Consider the following 18580-nt stretch of genomic DNA (forward strand, 5'->3'; position numbering starts at 1 on the left):
TTGCGGAGGGAAGCGATCCAGGACGCAGGGGAAAAAGGAATTGTGCCGGAGAATCGGCAGTTCGACAAGCAAAAGGGGGAGCAGCTGACATGCGGGATTTTCGTTTATACGCGATTACCGGAGAGAATTTTCATCCGGGGCGCGATCTGGTCGAAGTGATGGAGCAGGCGATTATCGGGGGCGCGGATATCATTCAATTTCGCGACAAAACGGGGTCGAAGGAAGGCCGGCGGCGCAAAGCGCAGGCGCTGCGGGAGCTGACGCGCCGCTGGGATATTCCGTTTATCGTCAACGACGACGTGGACCTGGCGCTGGAAGTGGACGCCGACGGCATCCATCTGGGGCAGGGCGATCTGCCGCTCGAAGAAGCGCGGCGCCGGGTCGGGGACCGGATTATCGGCATTTCCACGCACGCGATCGAAGAAGCGCTGCTGGCGCAGGAGCAGGGAGCGGATTATATCGGCGCCGGACCCGTTTATGCGACGCGGACCAAGGAAGACGCCGTCGATCCGGTCGGGCTGGATTATATCCGCGAAGTGTCGCGGCGGATCGAAATTCCGTTTGTGGCGATCGGCGGCATCAAGCTGGGCAACGCGGACGAGGTGATCGAAGCGGGAGCGGCCCGGCTGTGCGCGATCAGCGAGATCGTCGGCAGCGGCGATCCGGCGGGCGTTTGCAGAAGCTTTATTCAAAAATTGGAGCGCCGGAAAGGGTGAATGCGGACTTATGACGGAACTGACGGTCAACGGAAGCAAAAGGGATCTGGAAGCGTCCACGATCGAGGATGTGGTCCGGCTGCTGGGGCTTGAAGGGCGTCCGGTGGTAGCGGAAGTGAACGGCGAAGTGCTGACGTCCGGGGAATGGGCGGATACGGCGGTGGAGCCGGGGATGAAGATCGAGCTGGTTCATTTTGTGGGAGGAGGCTGAACGGGATGAGTGGACAAGATCGAAAAAGCAAAGAATACGGCGCGGGAGAAGCAGTCAAGGCGTTCACGGAAAATAAGAGAGTCCGTTCCGGAGAATCCGCTTCGGAGACGGCTTCGGCCGGCGGAGGAAATGCTGCCGCTTATGCCGGAGATACCTGGCGGATCGGCGGTCTGGAGCTGACGTCGCGCTTCTTCCTCGGCACGGGGCTGTTTCCCAATCCGTTCGTGCAGACCGAAGCGATCCGCGTCTCCGGCGCGGAGGTGCTGACCTTCGCGATCCGGCGCGTGGATCTGGAAGCGGCGGAAGACGATTCGATTCTCCAGCATATCGAGCCGGGGGCGTTTCAATTCCTGCCGAACACCTCGGGAGCGCGGACGGCGGAAGAAGCGGTGCGCATCGCGCGGCTGGCGCGGGCGTCGGGTCTCAGCGACTGGATCAAGGTGGAGATCAGCGCCGACGAGCGGACGCTGCTGCCCGATCCGATCGAAACGCTGCGGGCGACGGAGATCCTGGTCGAAGAAGGCTTCACGGTGCTGCCGTATATCTCGGACGACCCGGTGATCTGCCGCAGGCTGGAAGCGGCCGGAGCGGCCGCGATCATGCCGGGCGGCGCGCCGATCGGGACGGGACTTGGCATCTTGAACCCGTACCATATCGGGCTGATCGCCGAAGAAGCGAAGGTGCCGGTGATCGTAGACGCCGGGCTCGGCACGGCGAGCGACGCGGCGCTCGCGATGGAACTCGGCGCGGCGGCCGTGCTGATGAACACGCCGGTCGCCAGAGCGCAGGACCCCGTCCATATGGCGCTCGCCATGAAGCTTGCGATCGAGGCCGGACGGCTGGCCTACCTGTCGGGCCGGACGCCGAAGAAGCGGTACGCTTCGGCCAGCAGCGGCCTAGAGTCGCTGATCGTGGAATGAACGGGCGCGGGAAACCGGCCGGCGAGGCGCTTGCGCGCGGGACTTTGCGCGGATGGAAGCAAAGTTCCATACGGCCCGAATGCCGGCCGAGCCGGGAAGGGAGCTGATCGCGGATGAACGATTCGATAATCGTCATCGGCGGAGGCATTGTCGGGCTGTCGTGCGCGCTGGAGCTGCGCCGCCGCGGCGCGGACGTGACGCTGCTGGAGACCGGCGTCTGCGGCGGGCAGGCGTCGGGGGCCGCGGCCGGCATGCTGGCGCCGTATTCGGAGGTGCCGGAAGCGCCGGACGAGTTCTTCGCGCTGTGCCGGGAAAGCCTGGAGCTGTACCCGGCCTGGCAGCGGTCCGTCCGGGAAGACTCCGGCCTGGACTTCGAATACACGGAGTGCGGCAGTCTGTACGCCGCCTACCACGAAGCGGACCTGCCGGCGCTGGAGAGCCGGCTGCGCTGGCAGCGGCGGCACGGGTCGAGCGGCCGCATCCTGCGCGGCGCGGAGCTGCGCGAAGCCGAGCCCGGGCTGTCGGGCGAGGTGCGGGCGGCGCTGTGGACGCCGCAAGAGAGCCATGTTTATGCGCCGGACTTTGTGGCGGCGCTGAAAGAAGCATGCCTGCGCAGCGGCGTGCGCATCCGCGAGCGGCTGGGCGCGCTGGAGCTTGCGGCCTGGGAGCCGCGGATCGAAGCGCGCTCGCGCGGCGGCGAAGTCTTCGCCGCGGGGCAGGCGGTCGTCTGCACCGGCGCCTGGGCGGGCGAATGGTCCGCCCGGCTCGGTCTGCGGATTCCGGTGCAGCCGATCCGCGGGCAGATCTGCGCCTACGAGTGGCGCGAAGAGCGCGCGCCGCTGCGCCATATGGTCTTCTGCAGCCAGGGCTATCTGGTGCAGAAAGCGAACGGGACCCTGGTCTGCGGCGCGTCCGAAGACGTCGCGGGTTTCGACACGAGCGTGACGGAGCGCGGCATCGCGCGCCTGATGCGCTGGAACAAGCGGGTGCTGCCCGCGCTCGGGCAGGCGGAGCCGTTCCACCGCTGGGCCGGCCTGCGCCCGGCCACGCTCGACGGCCGGCCGCTGATCGGCCGGCTGGAACGCGCGGAGCGCGTGCTGTTTGCGGCGGGACACTACCGCAACGGCATTCTGCTTAGCCCGGTCACGGCGAAGCTGATCGGCGACTGCGCGGAAGGCCGCCCGCTGCCGGACTGGCAGCGGGCGTTCCGGCCGGAACGGTTCGGAGCGGCGGCGCGCTGAGCCGCTCCGGGCGGTGGCGCCGCAGGCGCAGCGCTGCGTGCCGGGCGGCCGCACAGCGACGAACCGCGCCGGGGCCGCAAAGCGGCGCACCCTGCTGAGGGATGCCGAATCACGGCCGGCCGATCTGCCGGACCGCCGGACCATGATGTGCTGCCGGAGCGCAAACGCAAGCGAAAGCCGAAAGCCCGCTCAGCGGGCTTTCGGCTTTCGCTTTGTGGACAGCGCTCGATTGCGCGATGGAGCAGAGGCGGGCCCTGCCGTTGCACATCTGCCGTTTCCGCGTAAAATAGAAACCGTATTTTACGGATTTGGCGCACATTTTTACGGTTTCGGCCGTCTTATTCTGATAGGGAAGCCGGTATTCAAAGCGAAGCGCGCCGAATAGGACGGGATGAGGCGGCAGCCGAGCCGAGCTTCCCGCTATCCGGCTCGACACCGGCCCGTCCAATCCAAATAACGGCACAGGTACACTTATTTTTGCGGGATTTAGCGCAGATAACCAAATAACTGCACACATACAATTATTTTTGCCGAAAATGGCCCACATTGCTCAATATGGAGGAAATAACGGTATCTCTGCACTTATTTTATCGAATCGTCCGTTTGCGTCCGAATTAAGTGTATATACGACGTTATTTTCTACGCCGGCGGTTTGGAGACCCGAAGATCGAAAGGTGTAATCATCTACTCCGATCCGGCAGCTCGGACACCTTGCCTCCTCGGAGGCCGGCCTCACTGGCGCGTCCCGATCTGCGGCTTGCTTCACCCATCATTTACCCAAGGAGCGGATTCCAATATGAAACGTGCCACAATACTGATCGCGGACGACGAGCGGGAAATCGCGGATCTGGTCGGTCTGCATCTGGAAAAGGAGGGTTACCGCACGCTCAAAGCGTTCGACGGGGCGGAAGCGCTGCGGATCGTGCAGTCCCAGCCGGTCGACCTGGTCGTGCTGGACATCATGATGCCGGAGCTGGACGGACACGAGGTGACGCGGCGTATTCGGGACAAATACCGGATGCCGATTATTTTTCTCAGCGCGAAGACGTCCGATCTGGACAAGATTACCGGGCTTGTGATCGGGGCCGACGATTATATGACCAAGCCGTTCAACCCGATGGAGCTGGTGGCCCGGGTCAACGCGCAGCTCCGGCGGACCGCGCTGCTGAGCGAACCGGACGACCGCCGTTCTTCGCTGGTGGAAGCGGGGGGCCTGACGATCGACGCGGACAAGCGCGAGGTCAAGCTGTACGGCAAAACGATCGAGCTGACGCCCAAAGAATTCGATATTCTCCACCTGTTGGCCGGCCATCCGAAAAAGGTGTTCAGCGCGGAACATATTTTTTTGCGGGTGTGGGGCGAAGATTTCTACGAAAGCGGCAACACCGTGATGGTGCATATCCGCACGCTGCGCCGCAAACTGGGAGAGGACGCCGACAAGAACAAGTGGATCAAAACGGTCTGGGGCGTAGGGTACGCGTTCAATGGGTAGACTGACCGGCAGCTTCCGCATCCGCATGATCCTGCTGCTCGGCCTGAGCATGCTGCTGGCGGGCGGCGTCACGTACGGAATCTACAAAGCGATGCAGCTCTACTATGTGCGCAACGCTCGATACGGCGATTCGCTCGCGGACTTCCGCCGGCTGGTGGGCAATTTCGGCGACCTGAATTTTTTCCTGATCTTTTTCGTGCCGCTGGCGATCCTGTTTTTCTTCTGGCTGACCCAGCCGTACGCGCGGTATTTCCGCGAGATTTCCACCGGCATCCGTCGTCTGGCGAGCGGGGATTTCGAAAGTCGGGTGTCGATCGGCTCCAACGACGAATTCGGCAGCATCGCGGCGGATATGAATCTGGCGGGCGAGAAGCTCAAGAAAGCGGTGGAACGCGGCGATTTCGCCGAAAGCAGCAAAGACCAGCTTATCTTGAATCTCGCCCACGATCTGCGTACCCCGCTGACGTCCGTGCTCGGCTATCTGGATTTCATTTTGCAAAACGAAGAACTGTCGGCGGACCAGATCAAGCATTATGCGACGATCGCGTTCACCAAGTCCCGGCGCCTGGAGCGGCTGATCGACGAGCTGTTCGAGATCACGCGCATGAATTACGGGATGCTGACGCTCGACACCCGCAGCCTTGACCTGAGCCGTCTGCTGGAGCAGATGAACGAAGAACTTTACCCCGTGTTTGAGAAAAACCGCCTGACCGCCCGCACCGAAATCGCGCCGGACGTGGAGATCCAGGGCGACGGGGAGCTGCTGGCGCGCGTGTTCGAGAATCTGCTGACGAACGCCGCCCGCTACGGGCGCGACGGCCGGTATGTCGATATCGCGTGCGCGGCCGAAAACGGCGAAGCGGTCGTGACGGTGACGAATTACGGCGATTCCATCCCCCAGAGCGAGCTGCCGCATCTGTTCGAGATGTTCTACACCGGCGACCGGGCGCGCGTGCAGCGGGAAGGCAGCACCGGGCTGGGGCTTTTTATCGCCAAAAATATCGTCGAGCGCCACCGGGGGACGATTTCCGCGCAGAGCGACGTGATCCGGACGGTGTTCGAAGTGCGTTTGCCGCTGTGAGGCCGGCGCGCGCATATTGTTCGTTTTAAGAAAAATTTCAGATTTGCCGACGCCTTTTCTTAAACGGCCTTCTCTATGCTGAAATTATTCAGAATATACGAGAGGATGGCCGGGGATGAAAAAGTGGGGGTTTACGACAGGATTGATTTTGCTGCTGCTGGTCGTGGCGATATTCAAGCTGATCGAGCGGCAGGAGACGTTCGGCGAACGGAGCAATCCGGCGGAGGACGGCATCGTTCGGACGATTGCGCCGATCAAGAAAGGCGAGCATCTCGAAATTACGGAAGAACGGCTGAATCGGGGCGACCTGCTGCTGGTGAACCGGGATTACCCGGTGCGGCCGCAGGGGGTGAAGTCCGACGTGGTCGATCTGTTCGGGCAGCCCGAACTGACCGGCGGGGCGTCGCTGCTGGACGGCGGCATCCGCCTGTCGCGGGAGGTGGCGCTGAAGTTCGCGGCGATGACCGCGGCGGCCGGTGAAGACGGCGTCGATCATTTCCTGATCAGCAGCGGCTATCGGGACGAAGCGGAGCAGAGCGCGCTGTATGCGGAAAAAGGAGCCGAGTACGCGCTGCCGGCCGGCTACAGCGAGCACAATCTGGGGCTGTCGCTGGATATCGGTTCCACCGAAGGGAAGATGAGCGAAGCGGCGGAAGGCCGGTGGCTGGAGCGGAACTCGGCGAGATACGGCTTCGTGCTGCGCTATCCGGCGGACAAGACGGAGATCACGGGCATCGGATTCGAACCCTGGCATTTTCGCTATGTGGGACTGCCGCACAGCGCGATTATGCGGACGAACAACCTGGTGCTGGAAGAGTACCTGGATATGCTCGACGAAGATCCGGATATCTCGACCACGGTCGGCGGCAGGGACTACGAGATCCACTACTACGCGCCCGATCGGCTGTCGAAGCTCAGCGTGCCCGCAAACCGGGACTACTCGCTGTCGGGCGACAACCGGGGCGGCGTTATTGTAACGGTGTATCTGTGAACGCGCGGCCGGAGGCGCTGCCGCTTGCGGCGGCTTGCAGACGGGACGCGCGTTTCGTGCGCCGATCCACATATCTACATATCGGCCGAAGCCGAATCGGGAGGAATTTATGGGCACTATCAAATTGGCCGTGATCGGCCTGGGCAATATGGGACGCAGTATGATTCACCGTCTGGTGCCGCGATACGTGGACCGGGTAGAGCTGGTTGCGCTGTGCGACAGCAGCGAAGAAAGCCTGCGGCGGGAAAGCGAAGCGGCGGGCGGCGGCGCAAAGCTGTATACGGATTACCGGACGCTGCTGGCGGAAACGGACGCCGATCTGGTCTATATCGCGGTACCGCCGTCCATGCACTTCGACGCGGCAAAACGCGCGTTCGAACGCGGCATGCACGTGTTCTGCGAGAAGCCGCTCGCGAACAGCCTGGAAGAAGCGGAAGCCCTGCTGGAGCTGGCGCGGAACTCGGACCGGCTGAACGTCGTGCATTTCTCGTTCCCGCTGGAACCGGCGGTGCTGAAGTTCAAACAGTTGATAGAAGAGCGGTTCCCGGCTCCAACCGCTTCGGAAACACAGAGCGGTCGGTCGGAGCCGGCCGATTCCGGTCGGGCCGCTTCGCCGCGCATCGACCTGTATCTGGAGTTCCCGCAGTGGCCGCGCGCCTGGCAGCGGAACGATTGGATCTCGACGCGCCGCGAAGGCGGCTACCTGCTCGAAGTGGGCATCCACTGGATTCATATGATCCAGCAGGTATTCGGCCCGATCGCGCAGGTGCGCAGCGATGTGCGGTTCCCCGACGGCGGCGGACAATGCGAAAGCACGGTCGAAGCCGTGCTGCGCCTGGAAGACGAGCGCGAGATCTATTTGTCCGGAACGGACCATCGGGACGGGGAAGAACGCGTTTCGCTCGTCGTGCGCGGCGAAGCCGGCACGGTCGCGCTGGAGAACTGGGGTAATCTGTTCGCCGGAGCGGCCGGCGAGAAGCCGCGGCCGGTGGAGGTTTCCGGCGACGAGGAAAGCGGCGAACTGCCGATCTTCAAGCAGGTCCTGCGCATCCTGGACGGACAGCCGGGCACCGTTTACGATTTCCGCGACGGCTATAACGCGCAGGTCGTGCTCGAAGCGCTGCGCAATCCGGCCGGAGGCTGGACGGACCTGACGCGGCGGCTGGTTTGAACGGCAGCGGGAACGGACGCCGTTCAACGGAAATCCTCAAACGGATTCCCTGGCGGGAATCCGCTCAGGGTGTCGAGACAGCCGGGTCTTGTTCCAAAAGGAAAATAGCGGCACAGGTACATTTATTTGGGGCGAAACTCTTCGATTTCTTCAAATAGCGACGCAGGTGCAGCTATTCGGGAGCCAAAAGCCGAATCGAAGCGGAAAAGCACGAAATAAGTGTATGAGCGCAGTTATTTTCTCGAAAACGTAAGATTAAGCCGGAATAAGGGTATATACGCATCTATTTTAGATTCGCCTTGCCCATCGCTTTAGTTCTCCGGCCTCTTCCCCGATCTTTCATTCCAATCGAACCTCCCTCATGATGTTTACATCCAATCGTTTCTCGACACTCTGAGCGGATTCCCTGGCGGGAATCCGCTTTTTGCTTGTTGCGCCGCATCAGCCGATCGGTTAATCTGGACACAATCTCAAACGGAGGTGTTCCCTGTGACCCATTCGATGCGCTTGCGATAAACCGGAAAAAACAACCGCCGAACCTGCTCGATTCCGCCAAAAGACTTGGACGTTGACCAAGATATAGGAATGCCGGGTTTATTTGCGTTTGTCCGCTTTTCCGATTTGCCGCGTTCGCAAAGAATGAGTTTTTTGTGCTGCTTAAAGAGCGGCCAAGAAGGGAGACTCGCCCGTATGACAAATTCCACGCCAAAGCTTGCAGCGAACTCATGGCGGCGAACGTTCGCCGTTATTTTCACCGGCCAGCTGTTCTCGATCCTCACCTCTTCGATGGTGCAGTTTGCCGTGCTCTGGCATTTGGCCGAAACGACCGGTTCGGCCGCCGTGCTGCTGATCGCCGGACTTGCCGCTTTGCTGCCCCAGGGGCTGCTCGGACCGTTCGTCGGCGTCTGGATCGACCGCTGGAACCGCAAAGCGACCATGATCGCCGCCGACGGCGCGATTGCGCTGTTCAGCCTGCTGCTGGGGATTTACTTTTACCTTGGAGATCCCGCCCTGCCTGTCGTCTACTCCATTCTGGCGATCCGTTCGGCGGCTTCTGCTTTTCACGCGCCGGCGTTCCAGGCCGCTATCCCGCTGATCGCGCCGGAAGATCAGCTGACGCGCGTGGCCGGCTGGCAGCAGATGGTGCTTTCCGCCTCCAGCGTCGCAGGGCCTGCGCTCGGCATCGCGGTATATTCCGCGTCTTCGCTGGGAACGGTACTGCTGCTCGATGTCGGCGGCGCGCTGTTTGCGAACCTGATGCTGCTGCTGGTCCATATTCCCCGGCAGCGGCGTTCGGCCGGTGAAGTCGAAACGCCTGCGTTCTTCCGGGAATTCGCGCGCGGCTGGCAGGCATTCGTCGCCGTCAAACCGATCGTGCTGCTCAGCCTGGTCGCGATTGCGTTCAGCATTGTGTTTATGCCGCTTGCGATGCTGTTTCCGCTGATGACGCTGGAGCATTTCGGGCTTGGCGGATACGCCGCGAGCCTCGTGGAAGCGGCGTTCGGCATCGGGATGATCGCCGGCGGCGCGGCGCTGGCGATATTCGCCGGCAAACTTGGCGACGCGGCGTTTTTCAGTCTGAGCCTGCTGCTGATCGGCATAAGCTGCTTGCTCAGCGGCACGCTGCCGCAGTCGGCTTTTGCCGGCTTCGTCGCCCTGTCGCTGCTGATGGGCGCCGCTGTCCCGCTTTATAACGGCCCCTACATGGCGATGATCCAGAAAGCTTACCGGCCCGAACAGCTCGGCCGCGTAATCTCGCTGGTCACCAGCCTGACCGTGCTGTCGTCCCCGATCGGCCTGGCGATCGCCGGCCCGGTCGTCGAAGCCTACGGCGTGCAGACCTGGTTCCTCGGCGCAGGAATCGCGATCTCCGTTCTCGGCCTGCTGGTCGCAGTGGGAGTCAGGCGTTTCCGCGTCCTCGAAACGGGGGCCGAGCCCCCGTCTGAGTAACGGACGGACGCGTAACTGCCGCTCGATCCCGATATCCCGCTGTCAGCATGGACGGGAATATCCGATTCGCCTTGAAACCGGACGCCCGGCCGCGAATCGGCGCGCGAAATAAAGCCGCCGTGCGTAAGCAGGGCGGCTTCTTCCTGTTTCCGATCCTGGTCTGGAACTCAATGCGTCCTGAAATACAGCGCTGCGTAGAAAACGCCGACGAGAATCAGGGTGAAAACAACCGCCGCGATGATGCCCGTCCAATTTCGCTCACCCGCTTGTCTGGCTTCTTCCTCAATCCGCTGCCTGGCCGCGTCTCCTTCGGGACCGTTCAAGTTACCCGGCTGCATCATTAATAAAATTCGCTCCTTTCCTGTGCCCGCTATTCGATTTATGAGTTTTATTTTACCCTAATTCCATAATCGACCTGACGGCGGAGCGGAAACTCCAAACAACTTGCATCTCCCGAAACTCCGCCGGTATAGTTAGAGATAATGAAATGAAACCGTATTCACCAAAAAGGAGCTGATCTTCCATGCCCGCCTACAACGCCGCTTCCGACGCCAACCGTCCGCAGCGGGGCCATCGCCTCGCCGATATCCCGCTGCACGATCCGTTCGTGCTCGCCGACAAACGCACCCGCACGTATTATTTGTACTCCGGAGCCGCGCCGCGGCTGAACGGGGTGGACCGGCACGGCGTGCTCGTATACAAAAGCGCCGATCTGGACGAGTGGGAAGGACCGTATGTGGTCTTTGCGGTACCGGACGGCGTCTGGGCCGATCCGCAGCACGGCGCATGGGCGCCGGAGGTGCACGAGCATGGCGGACGTTTCTATCTGTTCGTGACGCTGCACAACGAAGGCCGGCCGCTCGAAGGCGGCCCGGTCAACGGCTACGGCCGGCACTGGCGCGGAACGGCCGTCGCCGTGTCCGATTCGCCGGAAGGCCCGTTCGAGCTGCTGGACGCGGACGCGCCGGTGGTGCCTTTTGCCGACATGACGCTGGACGGGACGCTGCACATCGACGAGGACGGCCTGCCGTGGATGGCGTACTGCCACGAATGGGTGCAGACGATCGACGGGACGGTCGAAGCGGTGCGGCTGACAGACGATCTGTCGGCGGCGGCGAGCGAACCGATCGTGCTGTTTCGCGGCTCGGACGCGCCCTGGCTTGAGGAGGGCGAAGCGCCGCTGCCGCCCGAAGGAAAGGTGCGCGAATACGTGACCGACGGCTGCCAGCTGCACCGCACGTCCGGCGGCAGTCTGGTCATGCTGTGGTCGAGCTACGAGGACGGCGGCTATGTGCAGACGATCGCGCGCTCGGCGAGCGGCAGGCTTGAAGGCCCGTGGGAGCAGCTCGAACCGCTGGTAAAGGAAGACAGCGGGCACGGCATGCTGTTTCGCACATTCGACGGACAATGGAAGCTCATTCTGCACCGCCCGTTCAAGCTGCCGGAGTCCAGAGGCTATCTGTACGACATCGAGGATACGGGCGAGACGTTCCGGTTGAAGCGCTGAACCTGCCTGACAGCGGTCCGCGGCGAGATGTCGAACCAGCCTGCCGCGGGCACCGGATCGGCTTCCGCGGCAGGCTGGTCGATTTTATCGGGAATCAGCGCGATTTGGCTTTGGGCCGGTTCGTCGCCGCAGGCGGTTCCTGCGGTCTGCGTTCGACTTTCAGCCAGAGAATGGCGCTGGTCAGCGCGTATGCGGCGACGAACAGGACGAAGATGCCGGCCCACAGGTTGCTGCCGAGCATGACGACCCCGGTGACGAGCATCAGGGCGGCGAGGGCGAAACGAAACAGCGAGCGTTTATGCTTCATGGATGAGATTCTCCTTTTTCAATAGGGGGGTCCAACCTGTTACGTACAAAGGCCGCAAACGGTTCCGCCGGATGCTTGCCGAATTCCTTTAAATTTTCAACTGTGTTTCAAAATGGTGTATAATGATGGGGATAGATGCCGATAATCTTTTTGTAAGGCTCCGATTGGGATATAGCCAGAAGTAAGTATATATAGAGAAAACGTGTCGTGGAGCGGAGCCTGACTTCTTGTACTTGTAGCACCCGGGCGGGGGAACCTGCTCTTTTTTGCAAATATACGAGATAAGGAAGGTCTTTTATGAGCAGCGTACCGAAAAAAACAGACGTGATCTTGATCGGCGCCGGAGTCATGAGCGCGACGCTGGGAGCCCTGCTGAAAGAGCTGGCGCCGGAATGGGAAATCAAAGTGTTCGAGAAGCTGGCGAGCGCCGGCGAGGAAAGCTCGAACGAATGGAACAACGCGGGCACGGGCCATGCGGCGCTGTGCGAGCTGAACTATACGACGGAGAAACCGGACGGTTCGATCGATATCAGTAAAGCCGTCAATATCAACGAGCAGTTCCAGCTGTCGCGGCAGTTCTGGTCGTTTCTGGTGGAAAAAGGGCTGATCCGCAGTCCGCGCGACTTTATCATGCCGATTCCGCATATGAGCTGGGTGACGGGCGAGAAAGACGTTTCTTTTCTAAGCAAGCGATTTAAAGCGCTATCACTGAACCCGCTGTTCCAGGGCATGGAATATTCGGAAGATCCGCAGCAGCTTAAAGAATGGATTCCGCTGATGATGCAGGACCGGGATGTCAACGAGCCGCTGGCCGCGACCAAGATCGATTCCGGCACGGACGTCAATTTCGGCGCGCTGACGCGCCTGCTGTTCGATTATCTCAAGACCAAGAACGTCGAAGTCCAGTACCGCCACAGCATCAAGGACATCAAGCGTTCCGGCAGCGGACCGTGGAAAGTCAAAGTGCAGAACCTGGACAACGGCGTCGTCGAGCACCACGAAGCGAAGTTCGTTTTTATCGGCGCGGGCGGCGCGAGCCTTCCCCTGCTCCAGAAGACGGGCATTCCGGAATCCAAGCATATCGGCGGGTTCCCGGTCAGCGGGCTGTTTATGGTCTGCAAGAATCCCGAGATCGCCGAACGGCATCATGCCAAAGTGTACGGAAAAGCCAAGCTCGGCGCGCCGCCGATGTCCGTTCCCCATCTGGATACGCGCTACATCGACGGCAAGAAATCGCTGCTGTTCGGTCCGTTCGCGGGCTTTACGCCGAAGTTCCTGAAGACCGGTTCGAATATGGACCTGATCGGTTCGGTCAAGCCGAACAATCTGTTCACGATGCTGGCGGCCGGCGCGAAGGAGATGTCGCTCACCAAGTACCTGATCCAGCAGCTCATGCTGTCGAACGACCAGCGGATGAACGAAGTGCGCGAGTTTATCCCGGACGCGAAAAATGAAGACTGGTCGGTCGTCACGGCGGGCCAGCGCGTGCAGGTCATCAAGGACACGCCGGACGGCAAAGGCACGCTCCAGTTCGGCACCGAAGTGGTCAGCGCCGCCGACGGCTCCGTCGCCGCGCTGCTCGGCGCGTCGCCGGGCGCGTCGGTCGCCGTGCACGTCATGCTCGACGTGCTGCGTAAATGCTTCCCGCAGCGCATGCCGGACTGGGAGCCGAAGATCAAGGAAATGATTCCTTCCTACGGCACCAAGCTGTCCGACAACCCGGAGCTGTTCAAGCAGCTGCACGAAGCGACCGCCCGGTCGCTGGGGTTGAGCGGGGAAGAAGCGCTTCAGCGTTAAAGCGGAATGAATGGCAAAGCCTTCGCATCCTTATAGGGTGGAAGGCTTTTTGTGCATCTATAAGAATTAAAGTAACTAAAAGGTGTTAATCTTCGAAAATAGAGAAAATTAATTTCGCTATTTTCATTTATAATAGAGATAAAGGAGGAATTATATGTTTCTGCCTAAATTCGAATACACTCATTCTATAGTAAAAGATTTAATGTCTATAGAAAAATCACGAGCCATAGTAGAGCTTCTTCCCATTCCGGCAGATGTCGAACGCGAACTCAGAATGAAAGCACGTGTAAAAATGACTCACTACTCTACAAGAATCGAAGGTAATCCTCTGAGCTTGGAACAGGTATCCCATGTAGTAAGAGCGAAGCGAGAACATTCTAGGATTCGGGCAGAAGAGGAGGTTAGAAACTACTGGGAGGCTTTATCTTTTCTTGATACGGCACGGCGATTAAAATATCCTACTAACCAATCTTTCATTAAACGTCTTCATGCCATTATTGAGAGAAGAGGAGTCGGAAAAAGGACAAAAGAATCTGACTATCGCGGTGCAATGCCTCCGGGCATCCTTTTTGCTGTTTATGATGCAGCCACAGGAAAGCCTGATTATATTCCGCCAGAATGGGTTGATGTACCGGAGCTTATGAATGAACTGGCAGCATGGATTAATTTAGAACGAGAACTTCCTATTCCCATTAAAGCTGCGATTTCTGCCTATCAACTTTTGACAATTCATCCTTTTGAAGACGGAAACGGCAGAACTTCGAGGGCATTGGCATCTTATATTCTATCTACAGAAGGCTATAATCTTCGAGGATTTAATTCGATGGAAGAATATTATTTTTCAGACCTCTCCGGTTACTATAAAAATTTACAAATGGAATTGCCTGTTCTTTACTATGACGGACGTCATGACCCGAAGACTCTTTCTCCCTGGATTGAATATTTCGTCAGAATTATGGCTTACGCTTTTGAACAAGTAGCAGATTCTGCACAAAGAAATAGTAAAAGCTTAATCAATCCTCTTGTTTTGACTTTAGATCCTAAAGAAAGGCTTCTTCTTCGATTGCTGTTTCAGAATGATAATATCGTTAAGCCCAAAGATATTTCGGAGGTTTTTCAAATCCCGCCAAGGACTGCTGGGAATTGGATGAAAGAGTGGCATAACAAAGGCTTGCTAAAGCCGGCTAGCGGAAGTTCTCGTATTACTTCTTATCAAGTAGGAGAAAAATATTCAAACTTAACTATAGCTGATTTGGGATATTTAGAAGAGTGAAAATGCCGCTTAAATAAAAACAAAGAAATTCACAGATTCCTTACATGTCGTAATTAGAGAAATTTCTTTTCCCTATTTAGCTTCGTCTGTTTCCTTATTTATTCGATAAAGTACTCTTACCGTTGTCAAGGAGCGTGATTATCCATGCAGCCTTTTACCATCGAGATTCCCCGGCAGCAGATCGACGATCTCCGAAACAGATTGCAGCGCATCCAGTGGCCGTCCGGTTTCGACGCGGAGCCGTGGTCGCTCGGCGCGGACGCGGCGTTCATGCGGCGGCTGGTCGATTACTGGACGAACGAATACGACTGGCGCAAACAGGAGCGTTGGCTGAACGGCTTTCCGCAGTTCAAGGCGAATATCGGCGGACTCGATATCCACTTTGTGCATATTCGCGGCGAAGGGAAATCGCCCAAGCCGCTGATCGTCACGCACGGCTGGCCGGGTTCTTTTATCGAACACCTCAAGCTGTCGTCTTATCTGGCCCGGCCTTCGCAGTATGGCGGCGATCCGGAAGATTCGTTCGATATCGTGATTCCGTCGCTGCCGGGTTACGGCTTCTCGCAGATCCCGGACAAACCGGGCATGGGGCCGAAAGCCGTCGCTCCGCTGTGGGCGGAGCTGATGACGCTTCTTGGATACGAAACGTTCTACGCGCAGGGCGGAGACGTCGGATCGAGCGTATCGACCTGGCTGGCGGCGCTGTATCCGGAGCGAGTGAAGGCGCTGCACCTCAACTATATCCTCGGCAATCTCCGCCCTTCGTCGGGTGAAGGCGAGCGTCCGCTCAGCGCGGACGAGCAGGATTATCTCGACCGGATGCAGGATTGGGCGCGGCGCGAAGGCGCGTATGCTTCCCTGCACGCCACCAAGCCGGATACGCCGGCTTTTGCGCTGAGCGATTCGCCGGTCGGTCTGGCCGCCTGGATTACGGAAAAGTTCCGCGCCTGGAGCGACTGCGGCGGCGACTTGGAGAACGCCGTGTCGCTAGACGAACTGCTGACCAATATCTCGATTTACTGGTTTACGAACACGGTCGCTTCTTCGATGCGGATGTACGCCGAGAGCGCCAGAGTGCCGCTGCGCTTCGGTCCAGGCGAAGGCGTCGCGGTGCCGACCGGCGTGACGCTGTTTCCCGGAGAAATCCCCATGCCGCCCAGAGAGTGGGCGGAGCGCGTCTACAATATCGTGTACTGGGAGCACGCGCCGCGCGGCGGCCACTTCGCTTCGCTGGAGCAGCCGGCGCTGCTGGCGGAGCAGATCAGGGCGTTTGTCGGTTCGGTGCTTCGGGAGGAGTAGCGGACAGGAAGCGCTCCGGCTGGTCATGGTTGGCTGATCGCGGCATCTTAAATGTTCGCCGAGGCCGGACTTTCCGCATTTTCAATTCCGGCTCGGATATAAGCAGCCGCTTCTTCCAGAGGCAGGCTGTTTTCCATTTGCCGCTCCATATCTTTAATCCGCACCTGTCCGAGCGCCGCTTCGTCTTCTCCGATAAGCACCGCGTAGCGGATGCCCCGCGCGGAAGCCGCGGCCAGCGCTTTTTTTAACTTGCGTCCGCTGCCGCCCAGGCTTGTACGAATGCCCGCGGCTCTTAACGCCTGCGCGGTACGAAGCGCCGGACCGCTTACGTCTCCAATCGGAAGAACGATTGCCGAGGCGTCCGGCGTCTTGATCCTGCGAGCCTCCAGCAGCTCTATGATCGATTCCATGCCGAACGAAATCCCGACTGTGGGATACGCGAGATCTTCCCGGCCGATCAGCTGCCCGATGATGGCGTCGTAACGGCCTCCGCCTCCCAGGCTGGAAGTGAACGCATTCGAAGCATCGAAAATTTCGTAGACCGTTCCCGTGTAGAAAGAAAGTCCGCGCGAAAGGAACGGATCGAAGCGGCAGATTTGTTCCAGTCCCAGCTCGCGGATCAGGGACTGGAGCGATCTTACTTCAAGCATGCCCGGCGTCTCGCCGAGTCCGCAGACATCCGCCGCTTTTTCAAAAGTAAAACCGTCGTCTCCGAGCAGGTCCAGAATAGACCGGACCGCATCCGGGACGATTCCTTTGTCCAGCAGTTCCCGGGCGGCGCTGTCCGGACCGATCTTCTCGACTTTATCGAGCGTCAGCATGACGGATAACGCATCGCCGGCCGGCACGCCGAGCGCTTTCAGCCATTCGCCCATAAAGCGCCTGTTGTTCCAGCGCAGCACAACCGGAAGATCGAGCCGGCGGAAGACTTCGGCCGCGAGCTGCATCAGCTCCGCCTCCGCTTCCGGTCCGGCGATCCCGACCACATCGGCGTCGCATTGCAGAAACTCGCGCAGGCGGCCTTTTTTGACCGGACCGTCGCGAAATACTTTGCCGATCTCGTATCGCCGCAGCGGCAGTTCGATTCCGGGATTCAAAGCGACGACTTTGGCAAACGGAATCGTCAAATCGTACCGCAGCCCCAGCCTGCGCTCGCCCTGATCCGTTAAGCGGTACATTTCTTTGAGGATTTCTTCGCCGCCCGCATATTTGGAAGTCAGCAGATCCAGTTCGTTCAAGATGGTGGAGTCCATGCCGTCGAAGTCGTAGAGTTCGAAGACTTGTTCCAGAGTCGACTGCGCTTGTTTGCGGACAGCCTGACGCTTCCCGAAGAAATCATAAGTTCCTTTTACGTTTTGCATAGCGATTCGCTCCTTTTCGGCTCAAATAAAAAAACGCGCAGGACCTCTTGGTCCTGCGCGTTTATATGCCGCAGGGAGGCCAACGCGAACAGCGTTAGCCTCCCTCGAAAGTTAAAGGGATGCTAACGCTTCTTGTGATGATGAAGTTGATTCGGTCGGATTCGGTTCATGACGGAAATCTCCTTCGGCGTAAGAATAGCTCGATTATAACGAGCTATTCGCAATTACGCAAGGGCCGCCCGGATAAACCGAGTCCGCATCGGAGGTTCAAACCCGCTGCATCACATCGTCGCCGTCCGTCGAATACGCCAGTTCTTGCTGCTTCTCCAGCGCGGCCAGACGTTCCAGCAGCGCGGCGCGGATCGTGGCGTAGGCGTCGCTGCCGAGCGCCATGCGCAGCGGACCGTCTCCGGCGTCGACGCGCTCGATAATGCGCCGCGCCATCTTGTGAGGGTCGCCGACCACGATCCGGTTGAACGCCGCTTCATCGTTCATGCCCGGCACTTCGCCCCGCATCATGCGGGTGAATTGGCCCGCTTCCTGCTCGCGGTATGCGTCCAGCGGCTCGCCGTAGACGGCGTTGCCGGTAATGAACGGCGTACGGATGCCGCCCGGTTCGACCATCGTCGCCCGGATGCCGAATGGCGCGGCTTCTTTCGCCAGCGCTTCGAAAGCGCCTTCGACCGCCCACTTGCTCGCGCAGTACAGCCCCATGCCCGGAATCGAATAATGACCGGCCATACTGGAGATCTGGACCAGGTGGCCGCGGCCCTGCTCGCGCAGAAACGGCATGACCGCGCGGGCGGCGCGCAGCGAGCCGAGCACGTTTGTTTGGAACTGATGCTCGATCTGCGCGTCGCTCGCTTCTTCGACCGCGCCGTACAGCCCGTAGGCCGCGTTGTTGACGAATACGTCGATGACGCCCAGCTCGGCGAACGCGCGCTCCACGACTTCCGCGATCTGCTGCGGATTCGTCAAATCCAGCCGCGCCTGCCACAGCCGTTCGCCGTACTGCGCCTGAAGCTCGTCCAGCACGCCCGGCTTGCGCACCGTCGCCGCGACGCGGTCTCCCCGTTCCAGCAGTTGTCGGGTCAAAGACGAACCCAGTCCGCCCGAAGCGCCTGTAATCAACCATGTTTGCATATCGATCAGCCTCCCGTAAATGATGTCCGCTTCAGCATACGGGATGCCCGGGCGAGCCAGCCACAGCATGCTTATACGGGTAACGGGAGTAACAGGCTGGGCGGCAGGCGTATTGTTCGG

At 59.7% G+C, this 18580-nt stretch carries 17 protein-coding genes; 14 read left to right on the forward strand and 3 right to left on the reverse strand.

The window, feature by feature from the left end:
* Positions 1-89 precede the first annotated feature (89 nt).
* The 11 genes from thiE (at position 90) to QWJ34_RS08485 (ending at position 11280) form a co-directional block, all read left to right on the forward strand.
* Entirely contained in the window at positions 90-716 is a 627-nt protein-coding gene (gene thiE / locus QWJ34_RS08435) for a thiamine phosphate synthase (protein ID WP_302726910.1), read from the forward strand.
* A gap of 10 nt (positions 717-726) precedes the next feature.
* On the forward strand, positions 727-927 hold the full coding sequence (gene thiS / locus QWJ34_RS08440; RefSeq protein ID WP_302726912.1) for a sulfur carrier protein ThiS: 201 nt from the start codon (positions 727-729) through the stop codon (positions 925-927).
* A 5-nt stretch (positions 928-932) separates the two neighbouring features.
* On the forward strand, positions 933-1847 hold the full coding sequence (locus QWJ34_RS08445; protein WP_302726914.1) for a thiazole synthase: 915 nt from the start codon (positions 933-935) through the stop codon (positions 1845-1847).
* A gap of 113 nt (positions 1848-1960) precedes the next feature.
* Entirely contained in the window at positions 1961-3088 is a 1128-nt protein-coding gene (gene thiO / locus QWJ34_RS08450) for a glycine oxidase ThiO (RefSeq protein WP_302726916.1), read from the forward strand.
* A gap of 796 nt (positions 3089-3884) precedes the next feature.
* The gene (locus tag QWJ34_RS08455; RefSeq protein WP_302726918.1) at positions 3885-4580 is read left to right on the forward strand and encodes a response regulator transcription factor; all 696 of its coding nucleotides are present in this window, start codon (positions 3885-3887) and stop codon (positions 4578-4580) included.
* Positions 4573-5661: a sensor histidine kinase gene (locus QWJ34_RS08460; RefSeq protein ID WP_302726920.1), complete on the forward strand. Its 1089-nt coding sequence runs from the start codon at positions 4573-4575 to the stop codon at positions 5659-5661. Before QWJ34_RS08455 ends, QWJ34_RS08460 begins: the two co-directional genes overlap by 8 nt.
* A 115-nt stretch (positions 5662-5776) precedes the next feature.
* Complete coding sequence (locus QWJ34_RS08465; protein WP_302726922.1) at positions 5777-6652, forward strand: M15 family metallopeptidase; 876 nt, start codon at positions 5777-5779, stop codon at positions 6650-6652.
* A 109-nt stretch (positions 6653-6761) separates the two neighbouring features.
* Positions 6762-7823 carry a Gfo/Idh/MocA family protein gene (locus QWJ34_RS08470; RefSeq protein WP_302726924.1) on the forward strand — a complete coding sequence of 354 codons (1062 nt, stop codon included), beginning with the start codon at positions 6762-6764 and terminating at the stop codon, positions 7821-7823.
* 690 nt (positions 7824-8513) lie between these two features.
* Positions 8514-9773: an MFS transporter gene (locus QWJ34_RS08475; RefSeq protein ID WP_302726926.1), complete on the forward strand. Its 1260-nt coding sequence runs from the start codon at positions 8514-8516 to the stop codon at positions 9771-9773.
* Between the two features lie 71 nt (positions 9774-9844).
* Positions 9845-10117, forward strand: coding sequence for a hypothetical protein (locus QWJ34_RS08480; protein ID WP_302726928.1), 273 nt, complete (start codon positions 9845-9847; stop codon positions 10115-10117).
* Positions 10118-10296: 179 nt separating this feature from the next.
* Complete coding sequence (locus tag QWJ34_RS08485; protein ID WP_302726930.1) at positions 10297-11280, forward strand: glycoside hydrolase family 43 protein; 984 nt, start codon at positions 10297-10299, stop codon at positions 11278-11280.
* Positions 11281-11374: 94 nt separating this feature from the next.
* Here the strand turns inward: QWJ34_RS08485 and QWJ34_RS08490 are convergent, their stop codons facing one another.
* Entirely contained in the window at positions 11375-11587 is a 213-nt protein-coding gene (locus QWJ34_RS08490; protein ID WP_302726931.1) for a hypothetical protein, read from the reverse strand.
* Between the two features lie 297 nt (positions 11588-11884).
* Between QWJ34_RS08490 and QWJ34_RS08495 the strand changes: the two genes are divergently transcribed.
* From QWJ34_RS08495 to QWJ34_RS08505, 3 genes are all read left to right on the forward strand, one after another.
* Positions 11885-13384, forward strand: a complete 1500-nt coding sequence (locus QWJ34_RS08495) for a malate:quinone oxidoreductase (RefSeq protein ID WP_302726932.1) — start codon at positions 11885-11887, stop codon at positions 13382-13384.
* A gap of 154 nt (positions 13385-13538) precedes the next feature.
* Positions 13539-14657 carry a Fic family protein gene (locus tag QWJ34_RS08500; protein ID WP_302726934.1) on the forward strand — a complete coding sequence of 373 codons (1119 nt, stop codon included), beginning with the start codon at positions 13539-13541 and terminating at the stop codon, positions 14655-14657.
* Between the two features lie 144 nt (positions 14658-14801).
* Entirely contained in the window at positions 14802-15956 is a 1155-nt protein-coding gene (locus tag QWJ34_RS08505) for an epoxide hydrolase family protein (RefSeq protein WP_302726935.1), read from the forward strand.
* A 47-nt stretch (positions 15957-16003) separates the two neighbouring features.
* Here QWJ34_RS08505 and QWJ34_RS08510 read toward each other — a convergent pair whose 3' ends face one another.
* Positions 16004-17317, reverse strand: coding sequence for a histidine--tRNA ligase (locus QWJ34_RS08510; protein WP_302726937.1), 1314 nt, complete (start codon positions 17315-17317; stop codon positions 16004-16006).
* A gap of 267 nt (positions 17318-17584) precedes the next feature.
* Positions 17585-18460 (reverse strand): SDR family oxidoreductase, encoded by an 876-nt coding sequence (locus tag QWJ34_RS08515; RefSeq protein ID WP_302726938.1) that lies wholly within the window; start codon positions 18458-18460, stop codon positions 17585-17587.
* Positions 18461-18580: the final 120 nt, after the last annotated feature.

It is taken from the genome of Saccharibacillus sp. CPCC 101409 (genome assembly GCF_030518235.1).
GTDB lineage: Bacteria > Bacillota > Bacilli > Paenibacillales > Paenibacillaceae > Saccharibacillus.

Coding starts and splice junctions, on each gene's coding strand:
- thiE (WP_302726910.1), top strand. CDS start 90: ATGCGGGATTTTCGTTTATACGCGATTACCGGAGAGAATTTTCATCCG.
- thiS (WP_302726912.1), top strand. CDS start 727: ATGACGGAACTGACGGTCAACGGAAGCAAAAGGGATCTGGAAGCGTCC.
- QWJ34_RS08445 (WP_302726914.1), top strand. CDS start 933: ATGAGTGGACAAGATCGAAAAAGCAAAGAATACGGCGCGGGAGAAGCA.
- thiO (WP_302726916.1), top strand. CDS start 1,961: ATGAACGATTCGATAATCGTCATCGGCGGAGGCATTGTCGGGCTGTCG.
- QWJ34_RS08455 (WP_302726918.1), top strand. CDS start 3,885: ATGAAACGTGCCACAATACTGATCGCGGACGACGAGCGGGAAATCGCG.
- QWJ34_RS08460 (WP_302726920.1), top strand. CDS start 4,573: ATGGGTAGACTGACCGGCAGCTTCCGCATCCGCATGATCCTGCTGCTC.
- QWJ34_RS08465 (WP_302726922.1), top strand. CDS start 5,777: ATGAAAAAGTGGGGGTTTACGACAGGATTGATTTTGCTGCTGCTGGTC.
- QWJ34_RS08470 (WP_302726924.1), top strand. CDS start 6,762: ATGGGCACTATCAAATTGGCCGTGATCGGCCTGGGCAATATGGGACGC.
- QWJ34_RS08475 (WP_302726926.1), top strand. CDS start 8,514: ATGACAAATTCCACGCCAAAGCTTGCAGCGAACTCATGGCGGCGAACG.
- QWJ34_RS08485 (WP_302726930.1), top strand. CDS start 10,297: ATGCCCGCCTACAACGCCGCTTCCGACGCCAACCGTCCGCAGCGGGGC.
- QWJ34_RS08490 (WP_302726931.1), bottom strand. CDS start 11,587: ATGAAGCATAAACGCTCGCTGTTTCGTTTCGCCCTCGCCGCCCTGATG.
- QWJ34_RS08495 (WP_302726932.1), top strand. CDS start 11,885: ATGAGCAGCGTACCGAAAAAAACAGACGTGATCTTGATCGGCGCCGGA.
- QWJ34_RS08500 (WP_302726934.1), top strand. CDS start 13,539: ATGTTTCTGCCTAAATTCGAATACACTCATTCTATAGTAAAAGATTTA.
- QWJ34_RS08505 (WP_302726935.1), top strand. CDS start 14,802: ATGCAGCCTTTTACCATCGAGATTCCCCGGCAGCAGATCGACGATCTC.
- QWJ34_RS08510 (WP_302726937.1), bottom strand. CDS start 17,317: ATGCAAAACGTAAAAGGAACTTATGATTTCTTCGGGAAGCGTCAGGCT.
- QWJ34_RS08515 (WP_302726938.1), bottom strand. CDS start 18,460: ATGCAAACATGGTTGATTACAGGCGCTTCGGGCGGACTGGGTTCGTCT.